Here is a 25,362-nt window from a genome sequence, read left to right on the forward strand (position 1 = left end):
GTTAGCCGGTTACCCGGTTGCCCGCTTTTCCGCGGCCCGTCACTGCGCCAGCAGCAGCGCTATCGCGGTGATCCCTATGCAGGTGAACGTGGTGTTCCGCATCTTGTGACCGAGTCCCACCAGCCCGACGGCGATGGCCCCTGCCGCGCCGTACCGCCACTGGATGATCTCTTCGAAGGCATATGCGCACAAACTGAGAGCGAGCATGACCGATCCCTCCTTCGCGACTCCGCGCTTTTGCAGAAGGCGGGTGGCTGCGATGTCCCGCACGCCATCGGACGGGAAGTTGGCGACCCCCGATGAGGCTGGATCATTCAACTTCCCTACCCGAATGAGAAGTTGAGAGAGGCTGCCTCTATCAAGGGTGTGCCCAGTTGGCCGAGATCGATAAACTCGGGTCAGGTAAGCACCGTTGTCCCGCCGGAAGTTGTAACGTCGTCTTGTGGACGAGGAAGACGCCGGAACCAACGGTTCCCGACCCCCATACCGCTACATCGCGGACGTACTCCGCGGTGAGATCGTCGACGGTCGCTACCCGGTCGGCGGACGCATACCTTCTCAGGCGGAGTTGGAAGAGCGCTTCAACGTCTCCCGTCCCACGATCCAGCGTGCGCTGGGCGTACTCCGCGACGACGGCTACATCGACAATCAGCGCGGACGCCCGTCCGAGGTGCTGCGCTGGGAGGAAGACCGCCCGGATTCGCAGACTCGGCTCCAGGAGCCGGGACGTGCTTCCAAGGCCCTCCGGCCGCACATCGACGAGGCGTTCACGCACCAGCACGTCACCATCGACGCCTACTCGCTGACCACGGAGACCCTCAGCCGCGCGCTGGTCGTACCTCTGACGCGGGTTCAGGACGGCGACCTGAAGCCCGAGTCGATCCGCCTCCGCCTCATGATGCCCAGCCTGTCCGCGCAGTTGGCGATTCCCCGGCTGGTCGCCGACGCCTCCGACGAGCGCCCGCTGTGGCGGCTACGACAACTCGTCCGCGCCCATGTCCTCACCGTGCGCGCCGCTTTCGCGGCCCTGGCCGAATTCCAGCCCGACGTCGAGCAGTCGGTCGAGGTGCGGACCGTACCGATCACCCCGATGCACAAGCTCTACCTCATCAACGGGCGGACCGCGCTGTTCGGCCACTATCAAGTGATCGACCGCGAGGTCGAGTTCGGCCAGCGGGGCAAGGGCAACATCTACGACGTCCTCGGCATCACCGCGACGCTCTTCTCGTTCGGCTTGAACACCGAGAAGCCCAAGGAGCGGGACTCGCAGTTCGTCACCGAGTCCCAGGAGTGGTTTGACTCACTCTGGTCAACGATCGCCGAGCCGCTGACACTCCTTGAGTGACTCCTACGTACTTCGAATCACCTGAGAGCAGCCCGTTCGCCCTGCTCGACGCGGCAGAATGCCTGTTGCTCGACTTCGACGGACCGGTCTGCGAACTGTTCGCGAGGCATTCGGCCAGCCTGATAGCGGAAGAGATGCGCCGGTACCTCGACCGGCACGGGATACGTCCCCCGAATCCGGCGACGGCGCGCAGCAAGGACCCGCACGCCATGCTCGGCGAGCCCTGGCCGCCCGGAGTGGCCGCCGAGCTCGAGCGGATACTCGCGCACGGCGAGGAGTCGGCCGTACCGTCCGCGCGCGAGACAGAGGGCGCCGACGAATTCGTACGGGCCGTGGCGCTCAGTGGCCGACTGCTCGCCATCACCACCAACAACTCGCCCCAGGCCGTCGAGACGTATCTGAAGAGCCATTCGCTGGAGAGCGTCTTCGGGTCGCGGATCTACGGCCGTGACCAGTACGACCCGGCCAGGATGAAGCCGGACCCCGACTGCCTGCTGCGGGCCATGACGGCGCTGAAGGTACGGCCGGAGCAGTGCCTGATGATCGGTGACTCGCCGCGGGACGCGGAGGCGGCGCGGGCGGCGCGGGTACGTTTCCTCGGTTACGCGCGGTCCAGGAGCCGGGTGGCGCGGCTCCAGGAGATCGAGCCCCATCCGGTGGTCGTCGGGATGCGTGACCTCGTCGTCGCCGCGAGCGCGTTGAGTCGTCGCCCGAACGGGTGAGGCGTCGCGGTCCGTAACCGGGTCTTAACGGCTCTCCGATGGCGGGGGCTGCCGCTACCCACTAATGTTCGTGCCAAACACTGGCCGCCCTTCGGCGGTCTCGTGAGTGCGCGAGCGCGTGGGAGCGATGCTTTGGGCGTCCTGACGACCGGCCGGGAGCAGAGCCTTGCTGCCGCTTGGGACACGGTCCGGCAGGATGCCACGCGCTTCGGTGAGCGGCTGACAGGTCATCACAACAGCAATTACGTCATCGATCTGGCGCCCGGCATGGCGGAGCGTCTGCGCTTCGAGGCGCACACCCCGGTCAAGGTGCGGGTGCCGCTGGACGGTTCGCTGAAGGTCGTGGAGCGGGTCTGGCCCGACGAGGGCGAGATCCTGAACGCCTTGCAGCGCACGGCGGTTGTGGAGAACACCCCCCGGCACTACGTGGGACTCGGCGGATTCTCCGTCCACGAGTACGTGCCAGGGCAGGCGCTGGCGGAGGTCTGCGCGCCGGGCAAGCCGGTGGATCCCTTCGTCGTGGACGCCATCGTCGGTCAGATGGCGGGGTTCACCCGGGTGTCGGCGGCCGATCTGCCCCCGCTGCCCGCCGGTTGGGCCGCGGACGGCGACTCCAACGCCTTCCTCAGGGCCCGCGCGGACTTCGCCGAGCACGATGTGCGCGCCGCCAACTGGGCCGACTTCGCACCGCTCTTCGCCGCGCTGGAAGTCCCGGCGAACGCGTTGCGCTGGTTCCGCGACCGGATGCCGCCGCTGCGCCGGCGGCCCTTCGCGCTGCTCCACGGCGATCTGCACCGGCACAATCTCATCGTCCGCGCCGACGGCGGCCTCACCGTCGTGGACTGGGAACTCGCCATGTGGGGCGACCCGTTGCACGACCTGGCCATCCACCTGGTGCGGATGCGGTACCCGGCCGACCAGCGGCCCGAGGTCATCGAGCGCTGGCGGCGTGCGGTGCTCCGCGTACACCCGGAGGCCGCCGCCGGGCTCGAACGGGACCTGCCGGTGTACACCGCCTACGAACGGGCCCAGTCGCTGTTCGCCGACACCATGCGCGTGGCGCTCGCGCTCGACGCGCATCCGGGTCCTGGCATGGTCGGGGCCGGGGTGAGCCGGGTGCGGGCGGCGCTGCACCTGGCCGCGGTGCCGCTGCGGCTGCGCCGGGTGGCCACGCGTACGGAGGTCGAGCGGGCGCTGGTGGACTGGGTGCGCAAGCGGCAGCGCGACGGCGTGCGCGTCCCGCCGCTGCGCGGTGACATCGCCGAGGCCGCGTAGGCCGCGTATGCCCGCAGGCCCCGTGAGCCGCGTATCCCCGTAGGCGGTGCGGGCCGCCTGCGTTGTTGAGGCCGCGTCAGCGGTTCCGCGGCTCCCGCGCCGAAGGGTTCTGGAGGCCCAGGGTCATCCAGTTGTCGGGGTCGGTGAGGGGGGTGAAGCCGACTTTGGCGTAGACGGCGTGGGCGTCGGCGGTGGCGAGGACGACGCGGCGCAGGCCGTAGGGGGTGAGGTGGTCGCGGATGGCGGTGACGAGGGTGGTGCCGAGGCCCTGGCCGCGGGTGGCGGGGTCGACGTAGACGTCGCAGAGGTAGGCGAAGGTCGCGAGGTCGGTGACGACGCGGGCGTAGGCGTGCTGGGCGCCGGTGGCGGGGTGGTAGGCGCCGAAGTTGAGGGAGCCGTCGATGGCGGCCTGCTGGGTGGCGAGGGTGCGGCCCAGGGCCCAGTAGGCGTCGGTGGAGAGCCAGTCGTGGATACGGGGGACGTCGAGGCGGGCCGGGTCCGCGGAGATCTCGTACATGCGCGGGAGAGTAGCGCTGCTTAACGGTTCCGTGCACGACAATTAACTGGACCTTCGCCATGGGCTCGGGTCAGACTCGCGGACATGATCCTCGTACCGCTGGTCACGCCGTTCGACACACAGGGCCGGGTCGCCGTGGGCGCCCTCGAAGGGCTCGCGCACGAGGTGCTGCGGGACGGCGCGGCCGGGCTCGTGGCGCTCGGCACGACCGCGGAGGCCGCCGCCCTCGACCCCGGCGAACGCGCCGAGGTGACGGCGGTCGTCGGCCGGGTCTGCCGCGAGCACGGCGCGCGCTTCGTGCTCGGCGCGGCCGGCGGCGCCACGGCGGCGGCCGTACGGGAGCTGGGGGCGCTCGCCGGGGCGCCGGTGGTGCCTGACGCCGTCCTGGCCACGGTGCCGTCCTTCTCCCGGCCGGGCGAGGCCGGGGTCCTCGCCCACTTCGCGGCGCTGGCCGCCGCCGGTCCCGTACCGCTGATCGTCTACCACGTGCCGTACCGCACCGGGCAGCCGCTGACCGCCCGCACCCTGCGCGAGCTGGCCGCGCTGCCGGGCGTGGCCGGTGTGAAGTACGCCACCGGCGGCATCGACGCCGAGACCGTCGACCTGCTCGGCGATCACCCGGACGGCTTCGAGATCCTCGCGGGCGACGACGTCTTCGCGCCCGCCCTGTTCGCCCTCGGCGCCCCCGGCGGCATCCTCGCCTCCGCGCACCTGGCCACCGCCCGCTGGGCCGGGCTGGCGAAGGCCGCGGCCACGGGGGACGCCAAGGGGGACACGGCCCTCGGCCACCGCCTCGCCGCCCTGGCCGCCGCCCTCTTCCGCGCGCCGAACCCGACCGTCATCAAGGCCGTGCTGCACGCGGAGGGCCGCATCCCGACCCCCGACGTACGGCTGCCGCTGCTGCCCCCGCCGCCCGCCGTCGTGGACGACGCCCTGACCAGGCTGCGTCTCGTCCCCTGAAATGCCCCGCCGCCCCGCTCCCGCCTCGGGGGATACTCGACCGGGCGGGCACGCAGTCGTACGGAACGGCACGCAGCCGTACGGAACGGCACACATCGATCGGAGAGAGCCGGATGAGGATCGGAATCGTCGGAGCGACCGGACAGGTCGGCTCGGTCATGCGCAAGGTGCTGGCCGAGCGCGCGTTCCCGGTGACGGAGCTGCGGCTGTTCGCCTCCGCCCGGTCCGCCGGGAGCACCCTGCCGTGGGCCGACGGCGAGATCACCGTCGAGGACGCGTCCACCGCCGACTACAGCGGCCTGGACATCGTGCTGTTCTCCGCGGGCGGCGCCACCTCCCGCGCCCTCGCCGAGAAGGTCGCCGCCCAGGGCGCGGTCGTCATCGACAACTCCTCCGCCTGGCGGCGCGACCCCGACGTCCCCCTGGTCGTCTCCGAGGTCAACCCGCACGCCATCGCCCACCGACCCAAGGGCATCATCGCCAACCCGAACTGCACCACCATGGCCGCGATGCCGGTGCTGCGCCCGCTGCACGCGGAGGCGGGGCTGACCGCCCTGGTCGCCACCACCTACCAGGCCGTCTCCGGGTCCGGCCTGTCCGGCGTCGCCGAGCTGCACGGCCAGGCGACCAAGGTCGTCGAATCCGCCGACCAGCTCACCTTCGACGGCGACGCCGTCGCCTTCCCCGAGCCCGCCGTCTACGCCCGGCCCATCGCCTTCAACGTCGTCCCCCTCGCGGGCAACCTCGTCGACGACGGCAGTTTCGAGACCGACGAGGAGCAGAAGCTGCGCAACGAGTCGCGCAAGATCCTCGAGATCCCCGAGCTCAAGGTCTCCGGCACCTGCGTACGCGTCCCCGTCTTCTCCGGCCACTCCCTCCAGCTCAACGCCCGCTTCTCCCGGCCGCTCGGCGTCGCCCGTGCCTATGACCTTCTGCGGTCCGCACCCGGCGTCGAGCTCTCCGAGATTCCCACGCCGCTTCAGGCCGCCGGGCGCGATCCGTCGTACGTCGGCCGCATCCGCCTCGACGAGACCGTCGAGAACGGGCTCGCGCTTTTCGTCTCGAACGACAACCTTCGCAAGGGGGCCGCCTTGAACGCCGTTCAGGTGGCCGAGCTCGTCGCCGCCGAGCTTGCCGCTACCGCGGCGCTCTAGACCCCCTCGGGCGTACGCCCCCAGCGCCCTGAAAGCACCGCCCTGCGCGAGGGCGGTGGGGTGGGGGCGCGCCGCGGAGGGGGGTCAGGTCTCGTTGAGGAGGCGGAAGGCGGCGAGAACTGTTTCCGACTGAAGGTCAACTTGGTCGGGGACCGGCACCCACGTCAACTCATGACCGGCGGCCAACTCGGCCGCCCAGCGGGCGTGCTGGGCGGAACAGACGCCGTGGAGGGTGCGCGCGGCGGAGCCGCCGCGGCCGTCGAGGAGGCGGAGCATGATCCCGGTGGCGCGCAGGGAGATGCGGCGGGCGGCGATGTCGAGGGCGTTGAGGTGCGCGAGGGTGAGGGGGACGGGGGAGGGGTGGAGCCCGTCCCAGTCGTCGGCGACGCTGCGCATGATGGCGGGCATGCCGCCCGTGATGCGCAGGAGGGGGCGGGTGGCCGGGGAGCCGGGGTCGGGGACCAGCGGCCGTACGGCGTCGAGCAGGGCGTGGGTACGGTCGGCGTGGCGGCGCAGAAGCGCGGCGAGAGCCGCGAGCGCGCGGGCCGGGTCCGGGTGCGCCGTGGTGTCGGCGACATCGCGGCTGGCCCACATCGGGACCTCGAAGAGCGCGGTCATCCCGCCGTAGCGGTGCGGGCGGATCCAGGTCGAGCGGTTGACGTCCTCGGGCAGGTTCTCGAACTGGGCGCGCTGGCCCGGCGCAGGCATCAGATAGACGCCGGGCCCCGACACCGTCCAGTACAGGGCGTCGTACGTGCCGGTCTGCACGGGCACGTCCCGCTCGGCGGAGAGCTTGCCGAGAGGCTCGGCCAACCCCGGTATGTCACGCGTGAGTTGGACCCAGCTGCCACCGAGGTCGTTGCCGTGCAGCGAGCACTGCAACTCCGGCCGCAGCTCGTCGATGAGGCTCACCAGCGCCTGGGACTCGGGGAGTTGGTCGTCCGGCGGCCGGATCGACGGTGCCCACTCCGGCTGTTCGTCGGCGGGCGGACGGTACGCGTGCCGGAAATGCTCGGCGGGCGTGCGCCGCACCGGCGGCCCGGCCTCGCTGCGTACGGTCCCGTCCGGGTCGAGACAGAGCAGGAAGTGCCAGGAGGCGCCCGCCCCGGAGTGCAGGCGGCTGTCGGCGGCGACCCGGTGCGCCAGCCGCAGCGCGGTCGCGGGCCCGACGCGCTCGTCGGAGTGCGGGCCCGCGACGACCAGGATGTGCCGCCGGCCGCGCCCGACGGTCAGCAGATGCAGCGGACGCCCCTGCCGGGACCGGCCGACCACCCGCAGGGTGCTCAGCACGGGCCGCGAGTACGCGAACGCGGAGGCCGCCGCTGCGACCTCCGCGACGCTGGGATAGGCGTCGGCGTCCGACGTCACGTGCCGTTGGAGTTGCTGTCGCCGGTGGTCTCTTCCTTGTCCAGCCGTCGGATGACGAGAGTGGTGTTCGCCACGGTGACTCCTCTCTGTCCAAGCAGGGTGCAGCGCTGAGGAGTTGAACGGTTTGGCCCCTGGATCCCCCACTGATTCCCCCGCACCTTGCCAAGGCTCCGGCGGCCCGGCGACAGTGTCAAGGTCCGTACGTACTCATGCGTACGGGCGGAGCACGAGGGGGTCGGCTGATGACGGCACCACCGCACACCGAACCGCACACCGATGACTCCGAGGCGCTGCTCAGGCCGCGGATCAAACCCGAACACCAGCCCTATCGCACCGCCGACGGCAACGTCAGGATCGGCAGTGTGATCTACGGGATCGGCGCCGAGATCGAGGACCCTGACGGCTGGATCTGGACCCTTACCGAGGCGATGGACGGCACACGCACCGCGGCGCAGATCGCCGCCGAAGTCGCCGCCGCGCACCCCCGCTTACTTCTGGACGCCGCCACGATCGGCTCCGCGATGGCGGACTTACGGGAGGCGGGTTTCGTGGACGACGCGGCGGCGCCGCTGCCCGCGGGGCTCGTCGACCGCGACCGCGTACGGCACGCCCGCGGTGTCGCGCTGCTGCGCTGGATGGACCTCAGCTCACGGGCCAGCCCATGGAACGCCCAACTGCGCCTGGCGGGCGCCCGCGTGCTGGTCCTCGGCGTCGGCGGTACGGGCGGCATGGCCGCGCAGGCGCTGGTCGCCTCCGGCGTCGGTCACGTCCACACCGTCGACCCCGACGTCGTGGAACTGTCCAACCTCAACCGGCAGACGCTCTACCGCGAGGCCGACATCGGGCGGCCGAAAGCCGACGCGGCGGTGGCCGCGCTGCGCGCCCTCAACTCCGATGTCACCGTCACCGGTGAACGGCGGGAGATCCGCGGCCCCGACGCCCTCGCCGCGCTCCTCGCCCCGGACGGCGGCGGCCGGTCACCGTACGACCTGCTGGTCCTCGGCGCCGACCGGCCGCCGGAGATCCGCCGTTGGGCCAACCGCGTCTGCATCGCCCTCAACCTGCCCTGGGTGGAAGGCGGTTACCGCGGCCCGCTGGTCACCGCGGGCGTCCACGTACCCGGCGACGGGCCCTGCTGGGAGTGCCAGCGCGCGGGCGAGGACGCACGGCGCGATCTGCGGCTGCGCCCCGGCCAGAGCGAGGACGCCGCCTCGCCCCGCATGCCGTGGAATCCGGCGAGCGCCGTCACCGCCGGTCTGTCCGGCACGCTCGTCGCCCACGCCGCCATCGCCCTGCTCACCGGCGTCCCGCGGATGCGCCCCGGCTTCCGCTACGGCATCAACCTCATGGCGCTCGGCGACCCCGTACTCCAACGCCACCCGCGCCGCCCCGACTGCCCGGCCTGCGGCCCGCTCGACCACCCCACGTAAGGGCCCAAGGCCCCAGCGGCGGGTGGTGACCTGCGGAAGCGTCGTGCCCGAGCCCGCCCAACTGACCGGCTCGCCGCCCGGGCGAAAGGGCGGTGCACCCCGTCAGGGGTGCGAGCGGCCCCCACCGGCGGGTGGCCCGGACACCACCGGGCTGCCCCCGGGGGCGGGTGGTGACGTGCGGGAGCGTGGCGGTCGGGCGCGCGGTTCCTCGGCCTTCGGCCGGGAGGTGCCCCCGGCACGGTGCGCCGATCTCTCCGGGGTGCGGGCGGGGTCCTTGAGGGGGCGGGTCACCGCGTCGAGGTGAGGTCGACGGTTGCCAGGACGGTCCTGGCCTGGAGTTCGGCCTGGTCGCCGACCGGCACCCAGTGGGCGTCGGTCGCGGCCAGCAGGTCACGGGCGCCGGAGTCGATCCGGCGCTCCAGCCGGCCGCGCAGGCGGCCGTGGTCGCCGCCGGGGTCGCCCTCGCCGCCGCGCTCCTCGTCGAGCAGCCGCAGCAGCATCCCGGAGGCGCGCAGCGGCATACGGCGGGCGGCGATGTCGAGGGCGGCGACGTGGGCCATGGTGAGGGGGACGGGGGAGGCGTCGGCGAGCGTCTCGTAGTCGTCGGCGAGGCCGGAGAAGGCGCCGACGGCCTGCTCGACACCGCGCAGCAGCGGGCTGTGCGCGGCCTGCGGGGAGAGCAGGCGCCACGCGCGGTCCAGCGCCGACGCGGTGGCGGCGCCGTCCTTGCGCAGCCGGGCGGCGAGGGAGGCGACGGCCTGGGCGGGGCCGGGGTGCGCGTCCTGGTCGGCCACGCGCCGGGTGGCCCACATCGGGACCTCGACCACGGCGGTCAGCCCGCCGTGCCGGTGCGGGCGGGCCCAGGTGGAGCCCGCCGCGCTCTCCGGCTCGTCGGTGAACCGCCCGGGCGTGCCCGCGGGGGGCCGCACGACGACGCCGGGCCCCGACCCGGTCCAGTGCAGCGCGTCGTAGGCGCCGGTCTGCACCGGGATCTCCAGTTCGGCCGCGTATTTGCCGAACGGCTCGGCCAGGCCCGGCACATCGGCGGTCAGCCGCACCCAACCGCCGCCGACGTCGGTACCGTGCAGCGTGCACTGGAGGAACGGCTTCAGCTCGTCGATCGCCGCCAACAGGGCCATCGTCTCGGGGAGTTCGTCACCCGGCGCGCGGAAGGCCCCGGCCCGCTCGGGCTGATCGGCCGGCGCCGGGCGGTAGGTGTGCCGGTAGTGGACGGCGGGCGGCCGGGGCCCGGCCGGACCCGTCTCGTTGAGCACGGTGCCGTCGGGGTCGAGACAGAGGAGGAAGTCCCAGGTCAGATCCGCGTCGGCCTGCCGCTGCCGGTCGGCGACCGCGTGCTCGGCCAGCCACAGCGCGCTCGCCCCGCCCGTCTGCTCGTCCGGGTGCGCTCCGGCCACCACCAGCACGTGCCGGCTGCCGTGTCCCACCGACAGCAGCCACAAGGGCCGCCCGGCCCGCGACTCCCCGGCCAGCCGCATCCGGCACAGGTCGGGATGCCGCCGGGTCAGTACGCGGGCCGCCGCCGCGACACCTGACACGGTCGGATACGCGTCTGGCCCGCGCATGACGGCTCCTCCTCGTCCCACATCCACGACCACGGCGGCGTCCACTCGCCGTGCCCACCCCCACCGCGCTCCGAACCGGCGCGCCGCGTATCGCACATCGCGCGCCACCGGCGGAGTAGCGGAGTTCGGGTGCCGTGGGCGCGCCACCCAAGGCTGTGCGGGCCGCCCCCGGGTGTCAAGAGCGCCCCGTGGCCCCCGAGTCGGCACGCGACCGCCCGATGTCGGGCCCTCGGTAGAGGCGTTCGGGGATGGTGGCCAGCGCCGATTCCCGCAGTCGCGGGCCGAGCCCGTAGAAGTGCTGGAAACTCATCACCAGGGGCCGCCACATGTCCGGATCGATCCGGTCCCGCGTGCCCGCCGCCCGTACCTTGTCGTGCACCAGCACGCGCGTGATCCGTACCTCGAACACCACGATCCCGCCGCGCTGTTGAGGGTCGTCCTCGGCCAGCGGGTGGGTGGCCTCGACCACCGCCTCCAGCGCCACCGGGCACTCGGCGACGCGCGGCGCCGCGACCGTCTCCGACGCCACCGGGGTCAGCCCGGCCAGCTCGAACTTGCCGCCCTCGTAACGGTATCCGCGCCGCGCCTTCCCCTCGGGCACCGGATCGCGGCCGGTGGTCAGCGCCAGCCGGTCCACGGCCGCCGCCATCGAGTCCTCGGGCAGATTCAGTACGCACGCGCCGTCGCGCAGCAGATTGCGCGCCGTCTGCGACCGCGCCCCGAGCCCCAGCATCGCCCGCCACCCCAGCCAGAACACCGACGACATCGGCGCGAGATTCGCCGACCCGTCCTCGTTCACGGTGGAGAGCAGCACGACGGGCGTGCCGAAGTAGAGGATTCCGGGCTCGATGCGTGAGTGGACGGCGGGTGCGGTCGCCGCGGTGATCTCTGAGGTCATACGGCCAGTGTTGTGCGCGAGGCCGCCGGTCGCTGGCGGGTATCGGACGTCGCGTACGGGGGGCCGTACGCCTCGGTACGGGGGCGTCGGCGGTCAGGAACCGGGCCGCTCGCGGGGGCCGTAGCGAGCGTGCGGCGCACCCGTGGCCAGCGCCCAGTAGCGGTCGCCGTAGGACCAGTGCCACCACTCGGTGGGGTAGTTGACCAGGCCCGCGGCGGTGAGCGCGGCGGACAGCGTACGGCGGTTGGCGCGGGCCTCGGCCGACAGACCCGGCGCGTCGGTGTAGCAGGCGCCCGCGCTCTCCTCGGGGTTGGCGTTCACGCGGGTGCCCATGTCCAGTTCGCGGCCGTCCGCGACGAGGGTGAGGTCGACGGCCGCGCCCGCGCTGTGCGGCGCGATCTCCGGCGGGGACACGTAACGGCTGGCGGCCTCCCTGATCCGCGCGGGCGTCCACTCCGGCCGTGCGGCGCGCAGCTGCGCCGAGTACCCCTCGAAATAGGCGCGTTGGAGGGACGGCGGCCGGTAGCCCTCCACGAACAGCAGGCCGACGCCGTCGGGCAGCAGCGTGCGCGCGTGCGCGAGCCTGGTCAGGACGCCCTCGCGCAGGTGGGCGAAGCTGCCGTCGTCGTCCTGGCGGCGCGGGTCGACGGCGCCGAGCGGTCCGTCCGTACCGGGGCCGCTGCTTCCCGCCCCGCCTCGTACGCCACCGCCCCGTACGCCGCCGCCTCGTCCGCCGCCCCGCACGTTGCCCCACACGTCGCTCCGCACGTCGAGCAGCGGCTCGTCACAGTCCTCGACGGGGATGGCCGCGATGCGCGGGTCCGACATCAGCACGATTTCGCTCATGGTCCGATCATCGCCTGCCGCCCGCCCAAGTGCCGCGCCCGGCCCCGCGCCCGGCCCCACCCCCGCCCCGGCTGCGCGGCCTTCGCTAGCCTGCGCGGGTCAGGGACAGAGCCGGGCGCGGGGCGTCGTGGAACGGGGCGGACGGATGAGCGAGCAGGAGCGGGACCGAGAGCGGGACCGGGAGCGGTTGCGGGCGGCGGTCGAGGCGCGCGTGCTGGCGGACTGGGGGTTCGAGCTGCCGGACTCGCTGTTCCGGTTCCACGACTTCATCGGGTCGCTCGACCCCGTCGAGGCGTCGGCCTTCGCGGACCTGGAGCTGTGGCCGTACGGCGTGATGGACCTCTTCGACGCCCCCGCCGCGCAAGCCCGCGACGGCGTCGACATCCGCGCGCACGGCCGTTACTACCGCGACCCGCCGGAGTTCCTGACCTTTCTGCACGGCGGCACCGACGGCCTGCACTACGGCCTCTGGTACGACGACGGCCGCACCTGCGCGGGCGTCGGCTCGTACTACAACAACGACGACGGCGGCGGCATCGACCGCACCTGCCGCACCCCGCTGGAGGCGGTCCGCGTCACGCTCGAACGCCACTGGTACGACCTGCACGAGGACACCGGCCGGGGGCCGGAGGAGGTCGCGGAGCGCGCGCCGGGGATGGTCCGACTCCGGTCGAAAATCGGCGAGTTCGAGACCGGCGACCGTACCGCGACCGGCGCGGACTACGTACGCGCCCACACGTACGGCTACCGGCGCCCGCCGGTCGAGCCCGGCCGGATCACCACGCTCGACGGCGGCGGCGCTCTCGCGGCGGGCGAGACCGCACTCGGCCGCCCGCCGCACAACGGCGCGGACGAGCACGCCTTCGGCACGCACATGGCCGCGGTCTTCGCGGACCCCGGCGAGCTGGCGGCGGCCGTCGCCGAGGCGCGGCGGCGCCTCGCGGCCGGTGATCCGACGGAGGCGCTGGTCCTCGGCCGCGACCTGCACTGGGCCTCGGTCGGCGACGCGACCCGCGAGGGTCACGCCCATGAGCTGCTGGCCGCGGCCTACCGTGCCCTGGACCGGCCCGCGTTGGCCGCCGTCGCCGACGCGCACCACCGGCACCGGGACCTGCCGCGCGTGGACGTGCTGGAGCCCAAGTCCTAGGGCCCAAGTCCTAGGGCCCGTCCGGCGGATCAGCGGGCCATGGGCGTCAGGCGGGCAGCTCCACGACATCCGCGACCACGCAACTGACGTTGTCCGGACCGCCGTTGCGGTTGGCGAGGGCCACGAGCGCGCGGACCGCGTCGTCGGGGTCCGGGGTCGTCGCGAGCGTGGCGTGTACGTCATCGGCCGGGACGACGGCGGACAGCCCGTCGGAGCAGAGGAGATAGCGGTCGCCGGGGCGGGCGTCCTGGAGCCGGATGTCGGCGCCCGCGCTCCCGTCGGTGGCCGGGCCCGTACCGGACAACGCCCGTGCCAGCAGGGATCGTTGGGGGTGGGACTCGGCCTCGGCCGGGCTGAGGCGGCCCTCGTCCACCATCGACTGGACCATCGTGTGGTCGTGGGTGATCTGGAAGAAGCCGCCGTCGCGCAGCAGATACGCGCGGGAGTCGCCGATGTGGACGAGGGCGAGCTGGGAGCCGGTCCAGAGCATCGCGGTGAGGGTGGTGCCGACGTGTCCCGGCTCGCGCTCGGCGGCGGCGACGCCGCGGACGGCCCGCCCGGCCTGCTCGACGGCGTCCTCCAGGGCATTCAGCAGCTCACCGGCGGGGACGGTGTTCGCGCCCGCGTCGAGGCGTTTCAGTACGTCGACGGCCGCGGCGCCCGCGGGGGCGCCGCCGGTCCCGAAGCCGTCGGCGACGGCGAGCAGGCGGGAGCCCGCGTAGGCGGTGTCCTGGTTGCTCTCGCGGACGAGCCCGGTGTCGGACAGGGCGGCGTAACGGATGCCGAGCGGTGCGGTGGCGGCTGACATGGCGGGGTCCTTCCAGGACAGGTAGTCGATGAGGAAGGCGGCCAGGTCCCGCCGGGCGGCGGTGTCGGCCTCGACGCGGGTCCAGTACGCGCGGACCGACAGGGCCGCGTCCCGGCCCTCCTGGGCGCAGACCTCCTGGATTCCGGCCAGCGGCATCCCGAGGCGGCGCAGCCACGCCACCAGGCGGGCCTTCTCCAGTTGCTCCGGTGCGTACCAGCGGTAGCCGGTCGCCGGGTCCACGCGGGCGGGGGAGAGCAGGCCCAGCTCGTCGTAGAGCCGCAGCGCCCGCTGCGACAGCCTGGCCGCCTTCGAGAAGGCCCCGATGCCCATCAGGCCGGGTCCCGTGTCCCGCTCCATGCCCGCGCTCCTCCGTCCCTCCTCGCGCCGGGCCTCCGTCCGGCGCGCGTCCGATGCTGGGGTCTTCCCCGACGTGAGAGTCAAGCAGTGTCCGCGGCCTTCCGCCTCTCCCGCCGTCCGCGCCCTCACCTGCGCGGCTTTACGGTTCGCTCTACGAACTAATATGGTTCGTAGAGCGAACGAGATGTCGAGGCGTGCGGGGAGTGGTGAACATGGCGGGTGCGGGTGCGGGTGCGGGTTCCGGCGTCGGTGGTGGTGCTGGTGCTGGTGCTGGTGCGGGTACGGAGGGCGCGGCGCGTGCGGCGGGTGCGGTGCGGACGGTCGCGGTCGTCGGCGGGGGGTACGGGGGCGCCGCCGTCGCCAAGGCGCTGGACCAGGACACGGACGTCGTCCTGATCGAGCCGAAGGACGCCTTCGTGCATGCGGCGGGCGCGCTGCGCGCCCTGGTCAGGCCCGACTGGGCGGCGAACATGTTCTTCCCGTACGACCGGCTGCTGGCGCGCGGCCGGGTGGTCCGCGAGCGCGCGGCCTCGGTGGACCCCGGCGGCGTCACGCTGGCCTCCGGCGCCCGCGTCGACGCCGACTTCCTCGTCCTGGCCACCGGCTCCGACTACGCCTTCCCGGCGAAGACCGAGACCGACTCCACGGCCGAGGCGCTGCGCAGGCTGCGCGTCGGTCACGACGAACTGGCGCTGTCCGAGCGGGTGTTGATTGTCGGCGCGGGCCCCGTCGGGCTCGAACTCGCCGGTGAGATCAGGGCCGTGTGGCCGGACAAGCACATCGTCGTCCTCGACCCGGCCGAGCGGTTGCTGTCCGGTTTCATGCCGGAGCTTCGGGACGACCTGCTGCGCCAACTGGACGCGCTGGACATCGAATTGCGCCTCGGTACGACCCTGGCCGCACAGCCGCCGACCGAGCCGGGGCAGGCGAAGACGTTCACGGTCGCCACGTCCTCCGGTGACCAGGTCACCGCCGACATCTGGTTCCGCTGCTACGGCGTACGCGTCAACAGCCACTACCTCGCCGACGGCCGCCTCACCGCCCGTACGCCCAAGGGGCAGGTCCGCGTGACCGACACGCTCAACGTCCATGGCAACGGCGGGACGTACGACCGCGTCCATGACCACGTCTACGCGCTCGGCGACCTCACCGACCTCGCCGAGGCCAAGATGGCGGGGTACGCCATGAAGCACGCCGCCGTCGTCGCCGAGAACATCCTCGCCCAGGTGCGCGGCGAACGGCCCTCGGCCGTCTACCGGCCCTCGCCCGTACCGTCCGTGCTGCTGCCGCTCGGGCCCGGCGGGGGTGTCGGCCAGACCCTGTCCGACGACCGGCCGACCCCCGTACCCGTGCTCCTGCCGGCCGAGCGGGTGGCCGCGTACAAGGGGCGGGATCTGCTCGTGGGGCGATTCGCGGCGCTCTTCGGCACGGGCTGAGCCCTCGGGTACGGGACGTGGCGCGCGCTCAGTGCGCGACGGGGCCCTCGTCCAGTTCGAGGAAGACGGCGGGCACCTTGTTGTCGCGGACCACGCGGCTGAGCAGACCTGCGAGCGTGACCCGTTCCGCCTCGGTCAGGCCGGACGGCAACTCCTCGACGCGGCGGCAGGTGTCGGCGTAGAACGCGTCGACCAGCGACCGCCCTTCGGCGGTGAGCGCGACCCGTACCGCGCGGCCGTCGCTCGGATCGGCCTCCCGCCGTACCAGCCCGCGCTGCGCGCAGCGGTCCACAAGACCGGTCAGGCTCGACTTCGCCAGCCCCAGGATGCTGCCCAACTCGCCCATCCCCAGGGGCTGTCCCATCAGCACGCACAGCAACTGCCCCTGCTGCGGCGTCAGTCCGTACCCCCGGCCCGCCTCCGCGTACACGGCGTTCACCAGGAAGGAGGAGCGCACCAATGCGGTGACGACTCCCATGTGCTCGCCCGCGTCCTTCCCCATACGGCCAGCCTACGGGATAGGGGCGATCGGGTGGTGGTTCGTGACGCGAACTATGGAAGGGGTGGGAGGGGGAGGAGGGGAAATAGGGAACGCGGTGCGTTCCCGTTCGGACCCGTCCTTTCCCGTGCGTTCCCGTTCGGACCCGTTCGGACCCGGCCGGATTGCCGCCGGGGTGCGGGCGTCGGACGATCGAGACCGGCGGTCCGTCCGGCGAGGGAGTGATGCGATGAGCGCGCGGCGGCTGGCCGACCTCGACCGCCCCGAGCGGCGCCGGGCGATGGCCGCGAGTGTGGTCCGCTGCGTGCTGTCCACGGCGGCGATCCTGGTCCTGTACTACTTCCTGCCGCTCAACGGCGGCCGTCCCGACGCCGCCGCCCTGATCCGGCTCGGCATCGGCGCCGTCGTCTTCGTCGCGGTCATGCTCCTCGAACTCCGCCGCATCCTCCACGCCGATCTTCCTCAGCTCCGCGCCGTGGAGACACTCGTCGTCACCTTCGCCTTCTTCCTCGCGCTCTTCGCCAGCGCCTACGTCTCCCTCTCCCACCTCTCACCCGGCAGCTTCACCGAGCCGGTCGACCGCACCGCCGGGCTCTACTTCGCCATCGTCACCCTCGGCACCGTCGGCTACGGCGACATCGCCCCCACCAGCGATTTCGCCCGCATTCTCGTCAGCGTCCAGGTCCTCATCGACCTCGTCTTCCTCGCCTTTCTGCTCCGCCTGGTCATCGACCTCACCCGCCTCACCCTCCACCGCGACCAGCCCCCCTGACGGGGGGTCCCGCCCCCTCCCGGCCCGGCCCCCCCCGCTTTCCCGCCTCCCGGGTCCGGCAGGGCTTGCCCGCGCCGTTCCCCGCGCCCCTGCGGTGGCCTGCTCGGCCTCGCCGGTCGGTTCGGGGTGGTCTCGGTGGTTTCCGGGCCGCCGGTCCGGTGGGGGTTGTCCGCGCCGTTCCCCGCGCCCCTTCGGGGCACGACCCGCCGTGCGAACGGCGCGCCACCGCCGTGGCTGTCCGCGCAGTTCCTCGCGCCCCTGTGGGGCTCGGGCTCGTGCGGGGTCGGTGGGTCGAGGTTTTTAGGGGCGCGGGGCTGTGTGTTATTGGCGGCTGGCGCCGCGTGGGCGCGACGCGGCACGACGGGGCTGAGTGTCGCCACGGGTCCCGGGGAGGGGTCAGGCTTCGGCGACGGCGGTGGTGAGGACGGCGTGGGAGGGGCGGTCGAAGGCCATGAGGCGTACGTGTTCGACGCGAGTCGACGCGTGGGTGAGGACGGCGACGGCGATGCGGGCCGCCTGGTCGGCGGGGAAGCCGAAGATGCCGGTCGAGATGGCGGGGAAGGCGAGGGTGGAGACGCCGAGGGTGTCGGCCACTTCGAGGCAGCGGCGATAGCAGGAGGCGAGGACGTCGGTCTCGCCGGAGGCGCCGCCCTTCCATACGGGACCGACGGTGTGGATGACGTGCCGGATCGGGGGGTCGAGGTCGAACCCGGGGGTGGCGACGGCGTCCCCCCGCGCGCAGGGCGCCACGGCGGCGCCGGCCTCGGCGAGACGGGGGCCGGCGGCCCAGTGGATGGCGCCGTCGACTCCGCCGCCGCCCTGGAGGGACTCGTTGGCGGCGTTGACGATGGCGTCGACGGCCTGTTTGGTGATGTCGCCCTGGACGACCTCGATGTGGACCATGGACTGATGATGGCGGGGGAAGGCGGGTCGGGCACGTCGAATTCGGTCAGGGGGTCCGCAGGGCGGCGGCCAGGTCGCGCAGGTGGCTGTCGACGGGGCCGAGGCTCAGGAGTCCGCTGGCGGCGCCGGCCAGCTCACCTGCGGCGGGCAGCAGTTCGGCGTGGGCACGCCGTGCGGCTGGCGGGGAGTCGAGTGCGAGGGCGGCGCGGGCGGTGAGGGTCCACATGGCCTCGTAGAGGAGGTCGTGCGGGGGCGCGGGGGCACCCCGGAGGGCGGCGGCGGCCTCGGGGCGGCGGTCCTCGGCGAGCAGGAGGAGGGGGCGGACCCACGGGGCGTACGGGCCCCAGTCGGCGTCGGTCCGCGCGAGGACGAGCAGGTCGCGGCCGTGCCGGAGCCGCAGGCACAGAAGGGCGAGGGGGAGGAGCCCGCGCTCCAGCCCCGGCATCCCGGCCCCCGTCAGCTCGGCGGCGGCATCCCCGTACGCGGCCTCGGCCGCCTCGAAGGTCCCGGTCTCCGCGAGCCGCAGCGCCCCGTACCACCGGGTGAACACCCCTACGAGCGGCAGCTCATGACGCTCCGCCAGCCGGTCGGCGGCGGCGGCGTGCTCGTCCGCCGCCCCGAAGTCGCCCCGTGCGCAGGCCGCTTGGAGCCGGATGAGCCGGCCGAGCACCTCGGACGTGAACAGGCCGTGCCGCGAGGAGAGTTCGACCAGCTCCGCACCGATCGCATCGCGTTCCGGCGCCAGACCCGCCCGCTGAAACGTCTGCATGAAGGTCGCGTTGAGCGCGAACGCCAGTAGCACCGGATCGTCCAGCCGCCGCGCCGCCTCCTGCGCCAACCGGGCCGCCTGCGCCCCGCGCCCGCCGCCACCGCGCCCGCCGCCGACGTTCGCGCCGCCGACGTCCGCGCCCCGCGTCTCCAGCGCGATCGTCGCCAACAGCCGTGCGCGCAGGGCCTCTTCGGCGGGGCCCGGCGGCAGGGCCGTCAGGGTGCGTTCGGCGGCGGCCACCACTTGGGCGGCTTGGGCGGGGTCGTCGAGGCGGGTCCAGACGGCGGGGACGTCGTAGGCGCCGATGACGCGGGCGCAGAGGTGGGGGTCGCCGAGTTCTTCGGCGGCGGAGACGGCGGCGAGGCGGTGGCGGCGGGCGGACCGGAGCCCGTCGCCACCGGTGACGGCGAGGCCGCGCAGGAGGGTGACGGTGGATTCCAGGCGGGCGCGGGCGCCGGTGGGGACGGTGCGGTCGTAGGCGGCGGTGGCCTCGGCCCAGACGCGTTCGGCGCCGCCCGCGCCGGGGTCGAGGCGGTCGTCGTCCTGCCGGAGGATGTCGGCTTCGAGGGCGCGCAGGCCGGGCCCGGGGTCGACGCCGAGCTGTTCGACCAGGAGGGCGCGGGCGCGGCGCAGTACGGCCAGGGCGTCGCCCTGGCGGCCCGAACGGTAGAGGGCGAGGGCCAGCAGGCGCCAGGCGTCCTCGCGCCAGGGGTGCTCCGCCGCGTGGGCGTCGAGGTCGGCGGCGGCCTCGGCGGCCAGGCCGAGGGAGAGGCGGGCCTCGGCCCGGCGTTCCACGGCGTGCAGCCGCAGTTCGGCGAGGCGGGAGCGTTCGGCGCGGGCCCACGGCTGGTCGGCGAACTCGGCGTACGCGGGCCCGCGCCACCACCCCAACGCCCGCTGGAGCAGGGCGAGTACGTCCTTCGGCGGCAGCCCGGCGGCCTCGGTCACGGCCTGCTCGAAGCGCCACGCGTCCACCGTGTCGGGCGCGGCGCGCAGCGCGTAGCCGGGGCCCTCGGTGACCAGCAGCCGGGCGGGCGCGCGCGGCGGCCGGTCGGGTTCGAGGGTGCGGCGCAGGGCCGCGACGAAGGTACGGAGGGTGCCAACGGGGTCGGCGGGCGGCGCGGGGGAGGGGCCGGGACCCGCGCCGTCGTTCCCCGGCCGCTCCGGCCACAGGTCCTCGACCAGCCGGGCGACCGGTACGACACGGCGGCGGGCGATGACCAGGCGGGCCAGTACGGCCCGGTGCCGTGGCCCCCTCAGCGCGAGGGCCGCACCGCGTACCGCCTCGTCCGGGCCGTCCCCGCTCTCGGCCCAGGCCGCCACCGGCCCCAGCACGCCGAACGCCACCCGCACCGCGTACCGCCTCTCCGGGAGTTCCCCCAGGTCACGGTAGCGCGCTCATCGGCTGCTCATCCGCCGCCCACACGCTGGAAGCACGAGCCCGTTGACGCGCCAGGCCCGCGTACGACCCGGACCGCGTACGCGCACAGACCGCGTATACGCCCGGACCGCGTACGGACCAGGCCCGCGTACGGACTAGGCCCGCCTACGGACCAGGACCGCCTACGGACCAGGCCCGCGTACGCGCACGGCTCGCGTACGACCGACCGGCACCGCCGCGTACGGGGCACGGCCCGCGTACGTCCACCCACCGAAAGGGGCACCCCATGCCACCCGCCATCCCCGGCTTCGACCTCCGCCGCGTCCCCGCGGCCGACGGCGTCACCCTCACCGCCGCCGTCGGCGGCTCCGGGCCGCCCGTCGTCCTGCTGCACGGCTTCCCGCAGACCCACCTGATGTGGCGGCACGTGGCCGTCGACCTCGCCGCCGACCACACCGTGATCTGCCCCGACCTGCGGGGTTACGGCGCGAGCGACAAGCCGGCCGAGGCCGACGACACGGCCGGCCCCGCCGGGACGGCACCAGCCGTCTACGCCAAGCGCACCATGGCCGCCGACATCGTGGCCGTGGCCGCCGCCCTCGGACACGACCGCTTCGCGCTCGCGGGCCACGACCGCGGCGCCCTGGTCGCCTTCCGCGCCGCCCTCGACCACCCCGGAACGGTCACGCACCTCGCCTGCCTCGACGTCCTGCCCACCCTCGACATGTGGGACGCCATGCACGGCACCACGGCCGCCGTCGGCTTCCACCTCTACCTGATGGCGCAGCCGCCCGGTCTGCCCGAGCGGATGATCGCCGCCGGCCCCGACCTCTTCTTCGGCCACTTCCTGGACCTGTGGGTCCGAGCTCCCGAAGCCGTCCCGGCCGACGTGCGCGCCGTCTACCTGGCCGCCTGCCGGGCCGCGATCCCCTCGATCGTCGCGGACTACCGCGCCTCGGCCGGTATCGACGTCACCCACGACGCGGCCGACCGCGCCGCGGGCAACCGGCTGCGTATGCCCGTCGCCGTCCTCCAGCAGGACTGGGGCGCGGCGCTCGGGTTCGACGCCGCCGCGCTGTGGTCCGCGTGGGCCCCCGACCTCCGGCACACCACGGTCGACACCGGCCACTTCATGGCGGAGGAGTCCCCGGCGACGGTCGTCACGGCCCTCCGCGACCTCCTCGCCCGCTGATCCGGAGGCCCGCCCGCCGGAACCCGACGCGGTCGGGGACGCGTGGTCGGGCGGCGGCCCGGCGGGACCCGTGCCCGTCGGGGGTGCGGTGCCGCCGGTTTCCGGCTCCGGCGGCGGTCAGACGGTGAAGATCCGTTCGGCCTGGTCGCGGTGGGTGTGCAGGTCCCCGTACACGGGAGAGATCTGGTCCGCGGTCGCGGGTCGGCGACCCGCGGGCGTACCTCGTACGGGTCGTCACGCGGCAGCCGCTCGACCGGCTGCGCACGCTGGCGCGTCGCCGCGAGGAGTACGTCGGCGAGTGGCTGCCGGAGCCGCTGCTGACGGCCCCCGACGTCGCCGAGGACGTCGAACTCGCCGACAGCGTCTCGATGGCGCTGCTCACCGTCCTCGAAACGCTCGGGCCGACCGAGCGGGCGGTCTTCGTGCCGCGCGAGGTCTTCGGGACGCCGTACGGGGAGATCGCCGAGGCGGTCGGGAAGTCCGTGGCCGCGGTACGCCGGATCGCCCGGCGCGCCCGCGACCACGTGGCGGCCCGGCGGCCACGGGTCGAGGTCGGCCGCTCGCCAGCGGCAGGCCGTCGTGGAACGCTTCCTCGCCGCCCTGCGCACCGGCCGGGTCCAGGACCTGCTCGGCGTCATGGCCCCCGACGTCGTCTTCGTCGCCGTCGCCGACGGCGGTGGCCTCGCCCCCGCCTCCCGCGTCCCCGTGCACGGCGCCGTCCGCGTCGCGGCCCTCCTCGCCGGCCCCGGCCGCCTGGTCTCCGCCGTCTGGCTCAACGGCGCCCCGGCCGCCCGCGTCGAAGTCGACGGTCGCGTCGCCGCCGCCACCTTCGGCGTCCGCGACGGCCGCGTCACCCACATCCACGCGGTGGCCAACCCCGAGAAACTCACCCGCCTCGGCCCCGTCCCGACCCGCCTCGCCCGCTGAGGCGGGTCGGAACGGCGCCGGTACGTCAGCCCACCGGCTGGTAGTGCTGGAGGTAGAGGAAGATCGACTTCCAGCCGCTGCCGACGTTGAGGACGTGGAGCCGGCCGCCGGAGGGCCCGAGGTCGAGGGCGGTGATGCCCTCGACCTCGTCGTCGGGCTGGACGTCCTGGGTGAAGGCGCGGGTGACGGTGCCGGTGGCGGGGTCGATGGCGTAGACGGCCTTGTCGCCGTCGCCGTCCACGGAGGCGTAGAGGGAGCCGTCGAGCATGGTGGCGCCCTGGATGCGGCTGAGGGGGCGGGAGAGGCGGACGGTGGTGGCGACGGGGAGTTCGGCTCCGGCGGGGAGCGAGAGGAGGTCGCTGAGGCGGTAGCCGACGAGTTCGTCGGTGCCCTGGGCGCTGTCCTGGTTCCAGGGGGCGGTCCAGACGAGGCCGGTGGCCGGGTCGACGGCCACCCACGGGACGCCGCCGGGCAGCAGCGCGAGGGGCAGGCGTACGTAACGGCCCGTCCAGCTCAGGTCGTTGGCGGAGTACAGGGCGAGCAGCGGGTTCCGGTAGCCGTTGCCGTCCTCGATCGGGGCGACGACGTAGCCCCCGTACACGTCGATGTCCCCGATGTGGTCGGAACCGTAGGCGCCGCTCAACGCACCAGGAATGGCAAGGGCGTTGGAGGCCGTCTCGTGGTTCCCCTCGACCGTCGCCTTGTCGAGGCTGTACGTGCCCGAGTAGTAGAAGTACGTGCCGTCGGTGGCGATGCCCTGCCCGCGCTCCAGGGCGGTGATGCCCGTCCAGGTGGAGTACGCGGGGAGGCGCTGCCAGGTCGTCGCGTACGCCGCCTGCGGCAGCAGCGCCAGGGTGGCCGCGACGGCCACCGTGCTTCCCGCTCGCCAGATCTTCATCAGCCCGAACCTCCATGTCGACCGCTGACAAGGCCAGTTGGCCATCGGCGGCATCCATTGGAGCAGCGGGGCGGCGGACGAGCCCACCGGTGGTGGATGAACTCTGGCCGAAGGGCAGTCGAGGGCAAGGGCCTTGACGGGCAAGGGCGTTGGCGCCTCGACTGTCCGTCCGGTCGCCCGCACCGCCCGCTGCCCACGCGCCGCACGGCCCGCACCGCGGCCGATCCGGTGCCGGTCCACGGCGGGGCGTACCGGCGGATGGTCGTACGGGCGAACGTCCCCGATCAGGCGCGGGCCACGGTCGTACTCACGCGCGCCGCGCCGCCCACACCGTGCGCTCGGTCCGCACGGTCAGGTCGTCGCGGCGCGCGATGCTGCCCGGACCATCGGCGTCGAGGAGCCGGTCGAGCGCGGCGAGGTCTTCCGGCGCCAGGGTCTCGGCGATGCCGCCGCGCATACGGGTCAGGCTGGTGAGCGCGTACCGGCCGACGGCCTCGGCGTGGGGCGGGCCGATGTTCACGGTCACGACGCGCTCGCCCACGACGGTCAGGCCCGCGGCACTCAGCATGGGCCCCCAGTCGGCGCCGCGGTGCGGCACGTGCTCGGCGTGGTGGTGGTCGAGCGCGGCGTGGCAGCGCTCTTCGAGCCCCGGGCGCTCCGCGGGCGCGTCCTCGGGCAGGAAACGCGGGAAGCCCGCCAACTCGACGACGGCGAAGAGCCCGCCGGGCGCGAGCGTGTCGCGGACCTGGCGCAGCGTGCGCTCCGGGTCCGCCATGTGGTGCAGGGAGGCCGACGCCCAGACCAGGTCGGGCGAGCCGAGGTCGGGCCACCGCGTGTCGAGGTCGGCCTGGACCGTACGGACGCGCCCGGCGACCCCGGCCGCCTCCGCGTTGCGGCGCAGGCGGTGCAAGTGGTCGGCCGAGGTGTCGACCGCGATGACCTCGGCCTCGGGGAAGCGCCGGAGCAGGGCGAGGGTCCCGGCTCCGGTGCCGCAGCCGAGGTCCACGATGTGACGGGGGGCGGCTTCGACGGGCAGCCACGCGGTGATCGAGGCGGTGTGCTCGGCGAGGACTTCGGCGTCGAGGTCGAGGATGTCCGCCTGGCTGTCGGCCTCGGCGTCGTGGTGCGAGGCGCTGGCCTTTGGGGTGCCGTGATCGTGGTCGTGCTGGGCGTGACCATGGGCGTCGTGGGCCGCGTGCGGGGCTGCGTGAGTCATGGCGCCCACCGTATGAGGGCCGTGGGCGGGCCGCCCGGTCGCTTTCGGGAACGGCAAGACGGTGGGCGTCCGGGCTGCCGACGGCGCAAGTCGCGCGCCCTGGCCCGCGCGAGTCGCGGGCTCCGGCCTGCGCGGGCCTCGACGTACTCGAGTCGCGGGCCCCGGCCTGCGCGGGCCCCGGCGTACCCGATTCGCCGAACGGGCTCAGACCCCGTCCCCCTCGCCGCCGCTCTTCTCGTCGCCGCGCTGGTGCCCGCGCCGCGCGTCACGGTCGAAGATGCCCAGCAGTTCGCAGGGCCCGCCCTCCGCGCCGATGGCGTGCGGCAGCATCGTCGGGAATTCGGCCGACTGGTTGGTCTCCACGCGGAAGCGCCGGTTGCCCAGGAGCAGCACGGCCGTGCCCGACAGGACGACGAGCCATTCGCGCCCGGGGTGGGCGCGCAGCCGGGAGGGGCTGTCCGGCGGCGGATTCGTCAGGCGCTGCCGTACGACCGTCATACCCGGGTCGGCCTTCACGGCCCAGCGCATCGTCTGGTGCGCGGAGTCGATCATCGGACTGGAGATGACGTCCTCCGTGGCCGTCTCGACGAGCTGGTCGAGCGTGGTGTCCATGGCGCGCGCGAGGGTCACGAGCTGGTCCAGCGCGAGGCGGCGCTGACCGTTCTCGATCCGGCTGAGCGTGGAGGGGCTGAGCCGGGCGCGGCCGGCCAGTTCGTCCAGCGACCAGCCCTGCGCCACCCGCAGCGCGCGAATCCGCTTGCGCACCAGGCTGTCGAGATCTTCATCGTCTTGCGTCATAGGCAACATCTTATGCCTCGCGCGCAAAGTCCGCTTAGCGTGGTCGTACCGGGCCCCGGACGGGGCTCCCGCTCAGCGCAAGGGCGCAAGCCGACGCGTAGAGAGCCGACACGTATAGAGAGGTACGCCCATGCCCGCGACGCTTCCCGCGCACGTGAACG

The 25,362-nt window shown here is 73.8% G+C and carries 23 protein-coding genes and 1 pseudogene; 11 read left to right on the top strand and 13 right to left on the bottom strand.

Translation table 11 applies throughout. The features are described 5' to 3' along the window. Positions 1-39: 39 nt before the first annotated feature. Positions 40-207 carry a hypothetical protein gene (locus tag ACZ4EF_RS19730; RefSeq protein WP_355341949.1) on the bottom strand — a complete coding sequence of 56 codons (168 nt, stop codon included), beginning with the start codon at positions 205-207 and terminating at the stop codon, positions 40-42. Between the two features lie 235 nt (positions 208-442). On the opposite strand from ACZ4EF_RS19730, the gene ACZ4EF_RS19735 reads away from it, so the two are divergent. The 3 genes from ACZ4EF_RS19735 to ACZ4EF_RS19745 all read left to right on the top strand — a co-directional run bounded on the left by ACZ4EF_RS19735 (position 443) and on the right by ACZ4EF_RS19745 (position 3,342). Continuing rightward, positions 443-1,345, top strand: a complete 903-nt coding sequence (locus tag ACZ4EF_RS19735; protein WP_401313738.1) for a GntR family transcriptional regulator — start codon at positions 443-445, stop codon at positions 1,343-1,345. After that, positions 1,342-2,067 carry an HAD family hydrolase gene (locus ACZ4EF_RS19740; RefSeq protein ID WP_467505648.1) on the top strand — a complete coding sequence of 242 codons (726 nt, stop codon included), beginning with the start codon at positions 1,342-1,344 and terminating at the stop codon, positions 2,065-2,067. Before ACZ4EF_RS19735 ends, ACZ4EF_RS19740 begins: the two co-directional genes overlap by 4 nt. 132 nt (positions 2,068-2,199) lie before the next feature. After that, positions 2,200-3,342, top strand: coding sequence for an aminoglycoside phosphotransferase family protein (locus tag ACZ4EF_RS19745; RefSeq protein ID WP_355341957.1), 1,143 nt, complete (start codon positions 2,200-2,202; stop codon positions 3,340-3,342). 76 nt (positions 3,343-3,418) lie between these two features. On the opposite strand, the gene ACZ4EF_RS19750 is transcribed toward ACZ4EF_RS19745, so the two are convergent. Beyond that, entirely contained in the window at positions 3,419-3,859 is a 441-nt protein-coding gene (locus ACZ4EF_RS19750; protein WP_355341960.1) for a GNAT family N-acetyltransferase, read from the bottom strand. Positions 3,860-3,943: 84 nt separating this feature from the next. On the opposite strand from ACZ4EF_RS19750, the gene ACZ4EF_RS19755 reads away from it, so the two are divergent. Together ACZ4EF_RS19755 and ACZ4EF_RS19760 are read left to right on the top strand one after the other, a co-directional pair. Continuing rightward, positions 3,944-4,819 carry a dihydrodipicolinate synthase family protein gene (locus ACZ4EF_RS19755; RefSeq protein ID WP_401724461.1) on the top strand — a complete coding sequence of 292 codons (876 nt, stop codon included), beginning with the start codon at positions 3,944-3,946 and terminating at the stop codon, positions 4,817-4,819. Positions 4,820-4,932: 113 nt separating this feature from the next. Further along, complete coding sequence (locus tag ACZ4EF_RS19760; RefSeq protein ID WP_355341966.1) at positions 4,933-5,973, top strand: aspartate-semialdehyde dehydrogenase; 1,041 nt, start codon at positions 4,933-4,935, stop codon at positions 5,971-5,973. A gap of 84 nt (positions 5,974-6,057) precedes the next feature. Here the strand turns inward: ACZ4EF_RS19760 and ACZ4EF_RS19765 are convergent, their stop codons facing one another. Beyond that, a complete protein-coding gene (locus ACZ4EF_RS19765; RefSeq protein WP_355341969.1) occupies positions 6,058-7,341 on the bottom strand; it encodes a M14 family zinc carboxypeptidase in 1,284 nt (427 codons plus the stop codon). Positions 7,342-7,646: 305 nt separating this feature from the next. On the opposite strand from ACZ4EF_RS19765, the gene ACZ4EF_RS19770 reads away from it, so the two are divergent. Further along, positions 7,647-8,771, top strand: coding sequence for a HesA/MoeB/ThiF family protein (locus tag ACZ4EF_RS19770; RefSeq protein ID WP_355342337.1), 1,125 nt, complete (start codon positions 7,647-7,649; stop codon positions 8,769-8,771). A 287-nt stretch (positions 8,772-9,058) separates the two neighbouring features. Here ACZ4EF_RS19770 and ACZ4EF_RS19775 read toward each other — a convergent pair whose 3' ends face one another. From ACZ4EF_RS19775 to ACZ4EF_RS19785, 3 genes are all read right to left on the bottom strand, one after another. Continuing rightward, on the bottom strand, positions 9,059-10,354 hold the full coding sequence (locus ACZ4EF_RS19775) for a M14 family zinc carboxypeptidase (protein WP_467505652.1): 1,296 nt from the start codon (positions 10,352-10,354) through the stop codon (positions 9,059-9,061). Positions 10,355-10,529: 175 nt separating this feature from the next. Beyond that, positions 10,530-11,252: a flavin reductase family protein gene (locus ACZ4EF_RS19780; protein ID WP_355341975.1), complete on the bottom strand. Its 723-nt coding sequence runs from the start codon at positions 11,250-11,252 to the stop codon at positions 10,530-10,532. A gap of 93 nt (positions 11,253-11,345) precedes the next feature. Further along, a complete protein-coding gene (locus ACZ4EF_RS19785; protein ID WP_467505654.1) occupies positions 11,346-12,098 on the bottom strand; it encodes a M15 family metallopeptidase in 753 nt (250 codons plus the stop codon). Positions 12,099-12,243: 145 nt separating this feature from the next. Here ACZ4EF_RS19785 and ACZ4EF_RS19790 point away from each other — a divergent pair, with 145 nt between their 5' ends. Next, positions 12,244-13,245, top strand: coding sequence for an ADP-ribosylation family protein (locus ACZ4EF_RS19790; protein ID WP_467505656.1), 1,002 nt, complete (start codon positions 12,244-12,246; stop codon positions 13,243-13,245). Between the two features lie 46 nt (positions 13,246-13,291). On the opposite strand, the gene ACZ4EF_RS19795 is transcribed toward ACZ4EF_RS19790, so the two are convergent. After that, positions 13,292-14,410 carry a MerR family transcriptional regulator gene (locus ACZ4EF_RS19795; protein WP_467505658.1) on the bottom strand — a complete coding sequence of 373 codons (1,119 nt, stop codon included), beginning with the start codon at positions 14,408-14,410 and terminating at the stop codon, positions 13,292-13,294. Between the two features lie 212 nt (positions 14,411-14,622). Between ACZ4EF_RS19795 and ACZ4EF_RS19800 the strand changes: the two genes are divergently transcribed. After that, positions 14,623-15,846, top strand: a complete 1,224-nt coding sequence (locus ACZ4EF_RS19800) for an FAD-dependent oxidoreductase (protein WP_467505660.1) — start codon at positions 14,623-14,625, stop codon at positions 15,844-15,846. Positions 15,847-15,874: 28 nt separating this feature from the next. On the opposite strand, the gene ACZ4EF_RS19805 is transcribed toward ACZ4EF_RS19800, so the two are convergent. Further along, a complete protein-coding gene (locus tag ACZ4EF_RS19805; RefSeq protein WP_355342340.1) occupies positions 15,875-16,324 on the bottom strand; it encodes a MarR family winged helix-turn-helix transcriptional regulator in 450 nt (149 codons plus the stop codon). Between the two features lie 250 nt (positions 16,325-16,574). Between ACZ4EF_RS19805 and ACZ4EF_RS19810 the strand changes: the two genes are divergently transcribed. After that, positions 16,575-17,117, top strand: a complete 543-nt coding sequence (locus ACZ4EF_RS19810) for a potassium channel family protein (protein ID WP_355341990.1) — start codon at positions 16,575-16,577, stop codon at positions 17,115-17,117. Between the two features lie 396 nt (positions 17,118-17,513). Here ACZ4EF_RS19810 and ACZ4EF_RS19815 read toward each other — a convergent pair whose 3' ends face one another. Beyond that, entirely contained in the window at positions 17,514-18,020 is a 507-nt protein-coding gene (locus tag ACZ4EF_RS19815; RefSeq protein ID WP_467505662.1) for a macro domain-containing protein, read from the bottom strand. Between the two features lie 46 nt (positions 18,021-18,066). Further along, on the bottom strand, positions 18,067-20,142 hold the full coding sequence (locus ACZ4EF_RS19820) for an AfsR/SARP family transcriptional regulator (protein ID WP_467505664.1): 2,076 nt from the start codon (positions 20,140-20,142) through the stop codon (positions 18,067-18,069). Positions 20,143-20,456: 314 nt separating this feature from the next. Here ACZ4EF_RS19820 and ACZ4EF_RS19825 point away from each other — a divergent pair, with 314 nt between their 5' ends. Both ACZ4EF_RS19825 and ACZ4EF_RS19830 read left to right on the top strand, forming a co-directional pair. Further along, positions 20,457-21,362, top strand: a complete 906-nt coding sequence (locus ACZ4EF_RS19825; protein WP_467505666.1) for an alpha/beta fold hydrolase — start codon at positions 20,457-20,459, stop codon at positions 21,360-21,362. Between the two features lie 191 nt (positions 21,363-21,553). Beyond that, positions 21,554-22,289 (top strand): annotated as a pseudogene (locus tag ACZ4EF_RS19830) (sigma-70 family RNA polymerase sigma factor); the annotation flags it as partial. 25 nt (positions 22,290-22,314) lie between these two features. Here ACZ4EF_RS19830 and ACZ4EF_RS19835 read toward each other — a convergent pair. From ACZ4EF_RS19835 to ACZ4EF_RS19845, 3 genes are all read right to left on the bottom strand, one after another. Beyond that, positions 22,315-23,187 carry a hypothetical protein gene (locus tag ACZ4EF_RS19835; protein WP_401724437.1) on the bottom strand — a complete coding sequence of 291 codons (873 nt, stop codon included), beginning with the start codon at positions 23,185-23,187 and terminating at the stop codon, positions 22,315-22,317. Between the two features lie 307 nt (positions 23,188-23,494). Then, positions 23,495-24,403 (bottom strand): class I SAM-dependent methyltransferase, encoded by a 909-nt coding sequence (locus ACZ4EF_RS19840; protein ID WP_467505668.1) that lies wholly within the window; start codon positions 24,401-24,403, stop codon positions 23,495-23,497. Positions 24,404-24,607: 204 nt separating this feature from the next. Continuing rightward, positions 24,608-25,210 carry a helix-turn-helix domain-containing protein gene (locus ACZ4EF_RS19845; RefSeq protein WP_401313763.1) on the bottom strand — a complete coding sequence of 201 codons (603 nt, stop codon included), beginning with the start codon at positions 25,208-25,210 and terminating at the stop codon, positions 24,608-24,610. Positions 25,211-25,362: the final 152 nt, after the last annotated feature.

It is taken from the genome of Streptomyces sp. NPDC025721 (assembly GCF_055558595.1).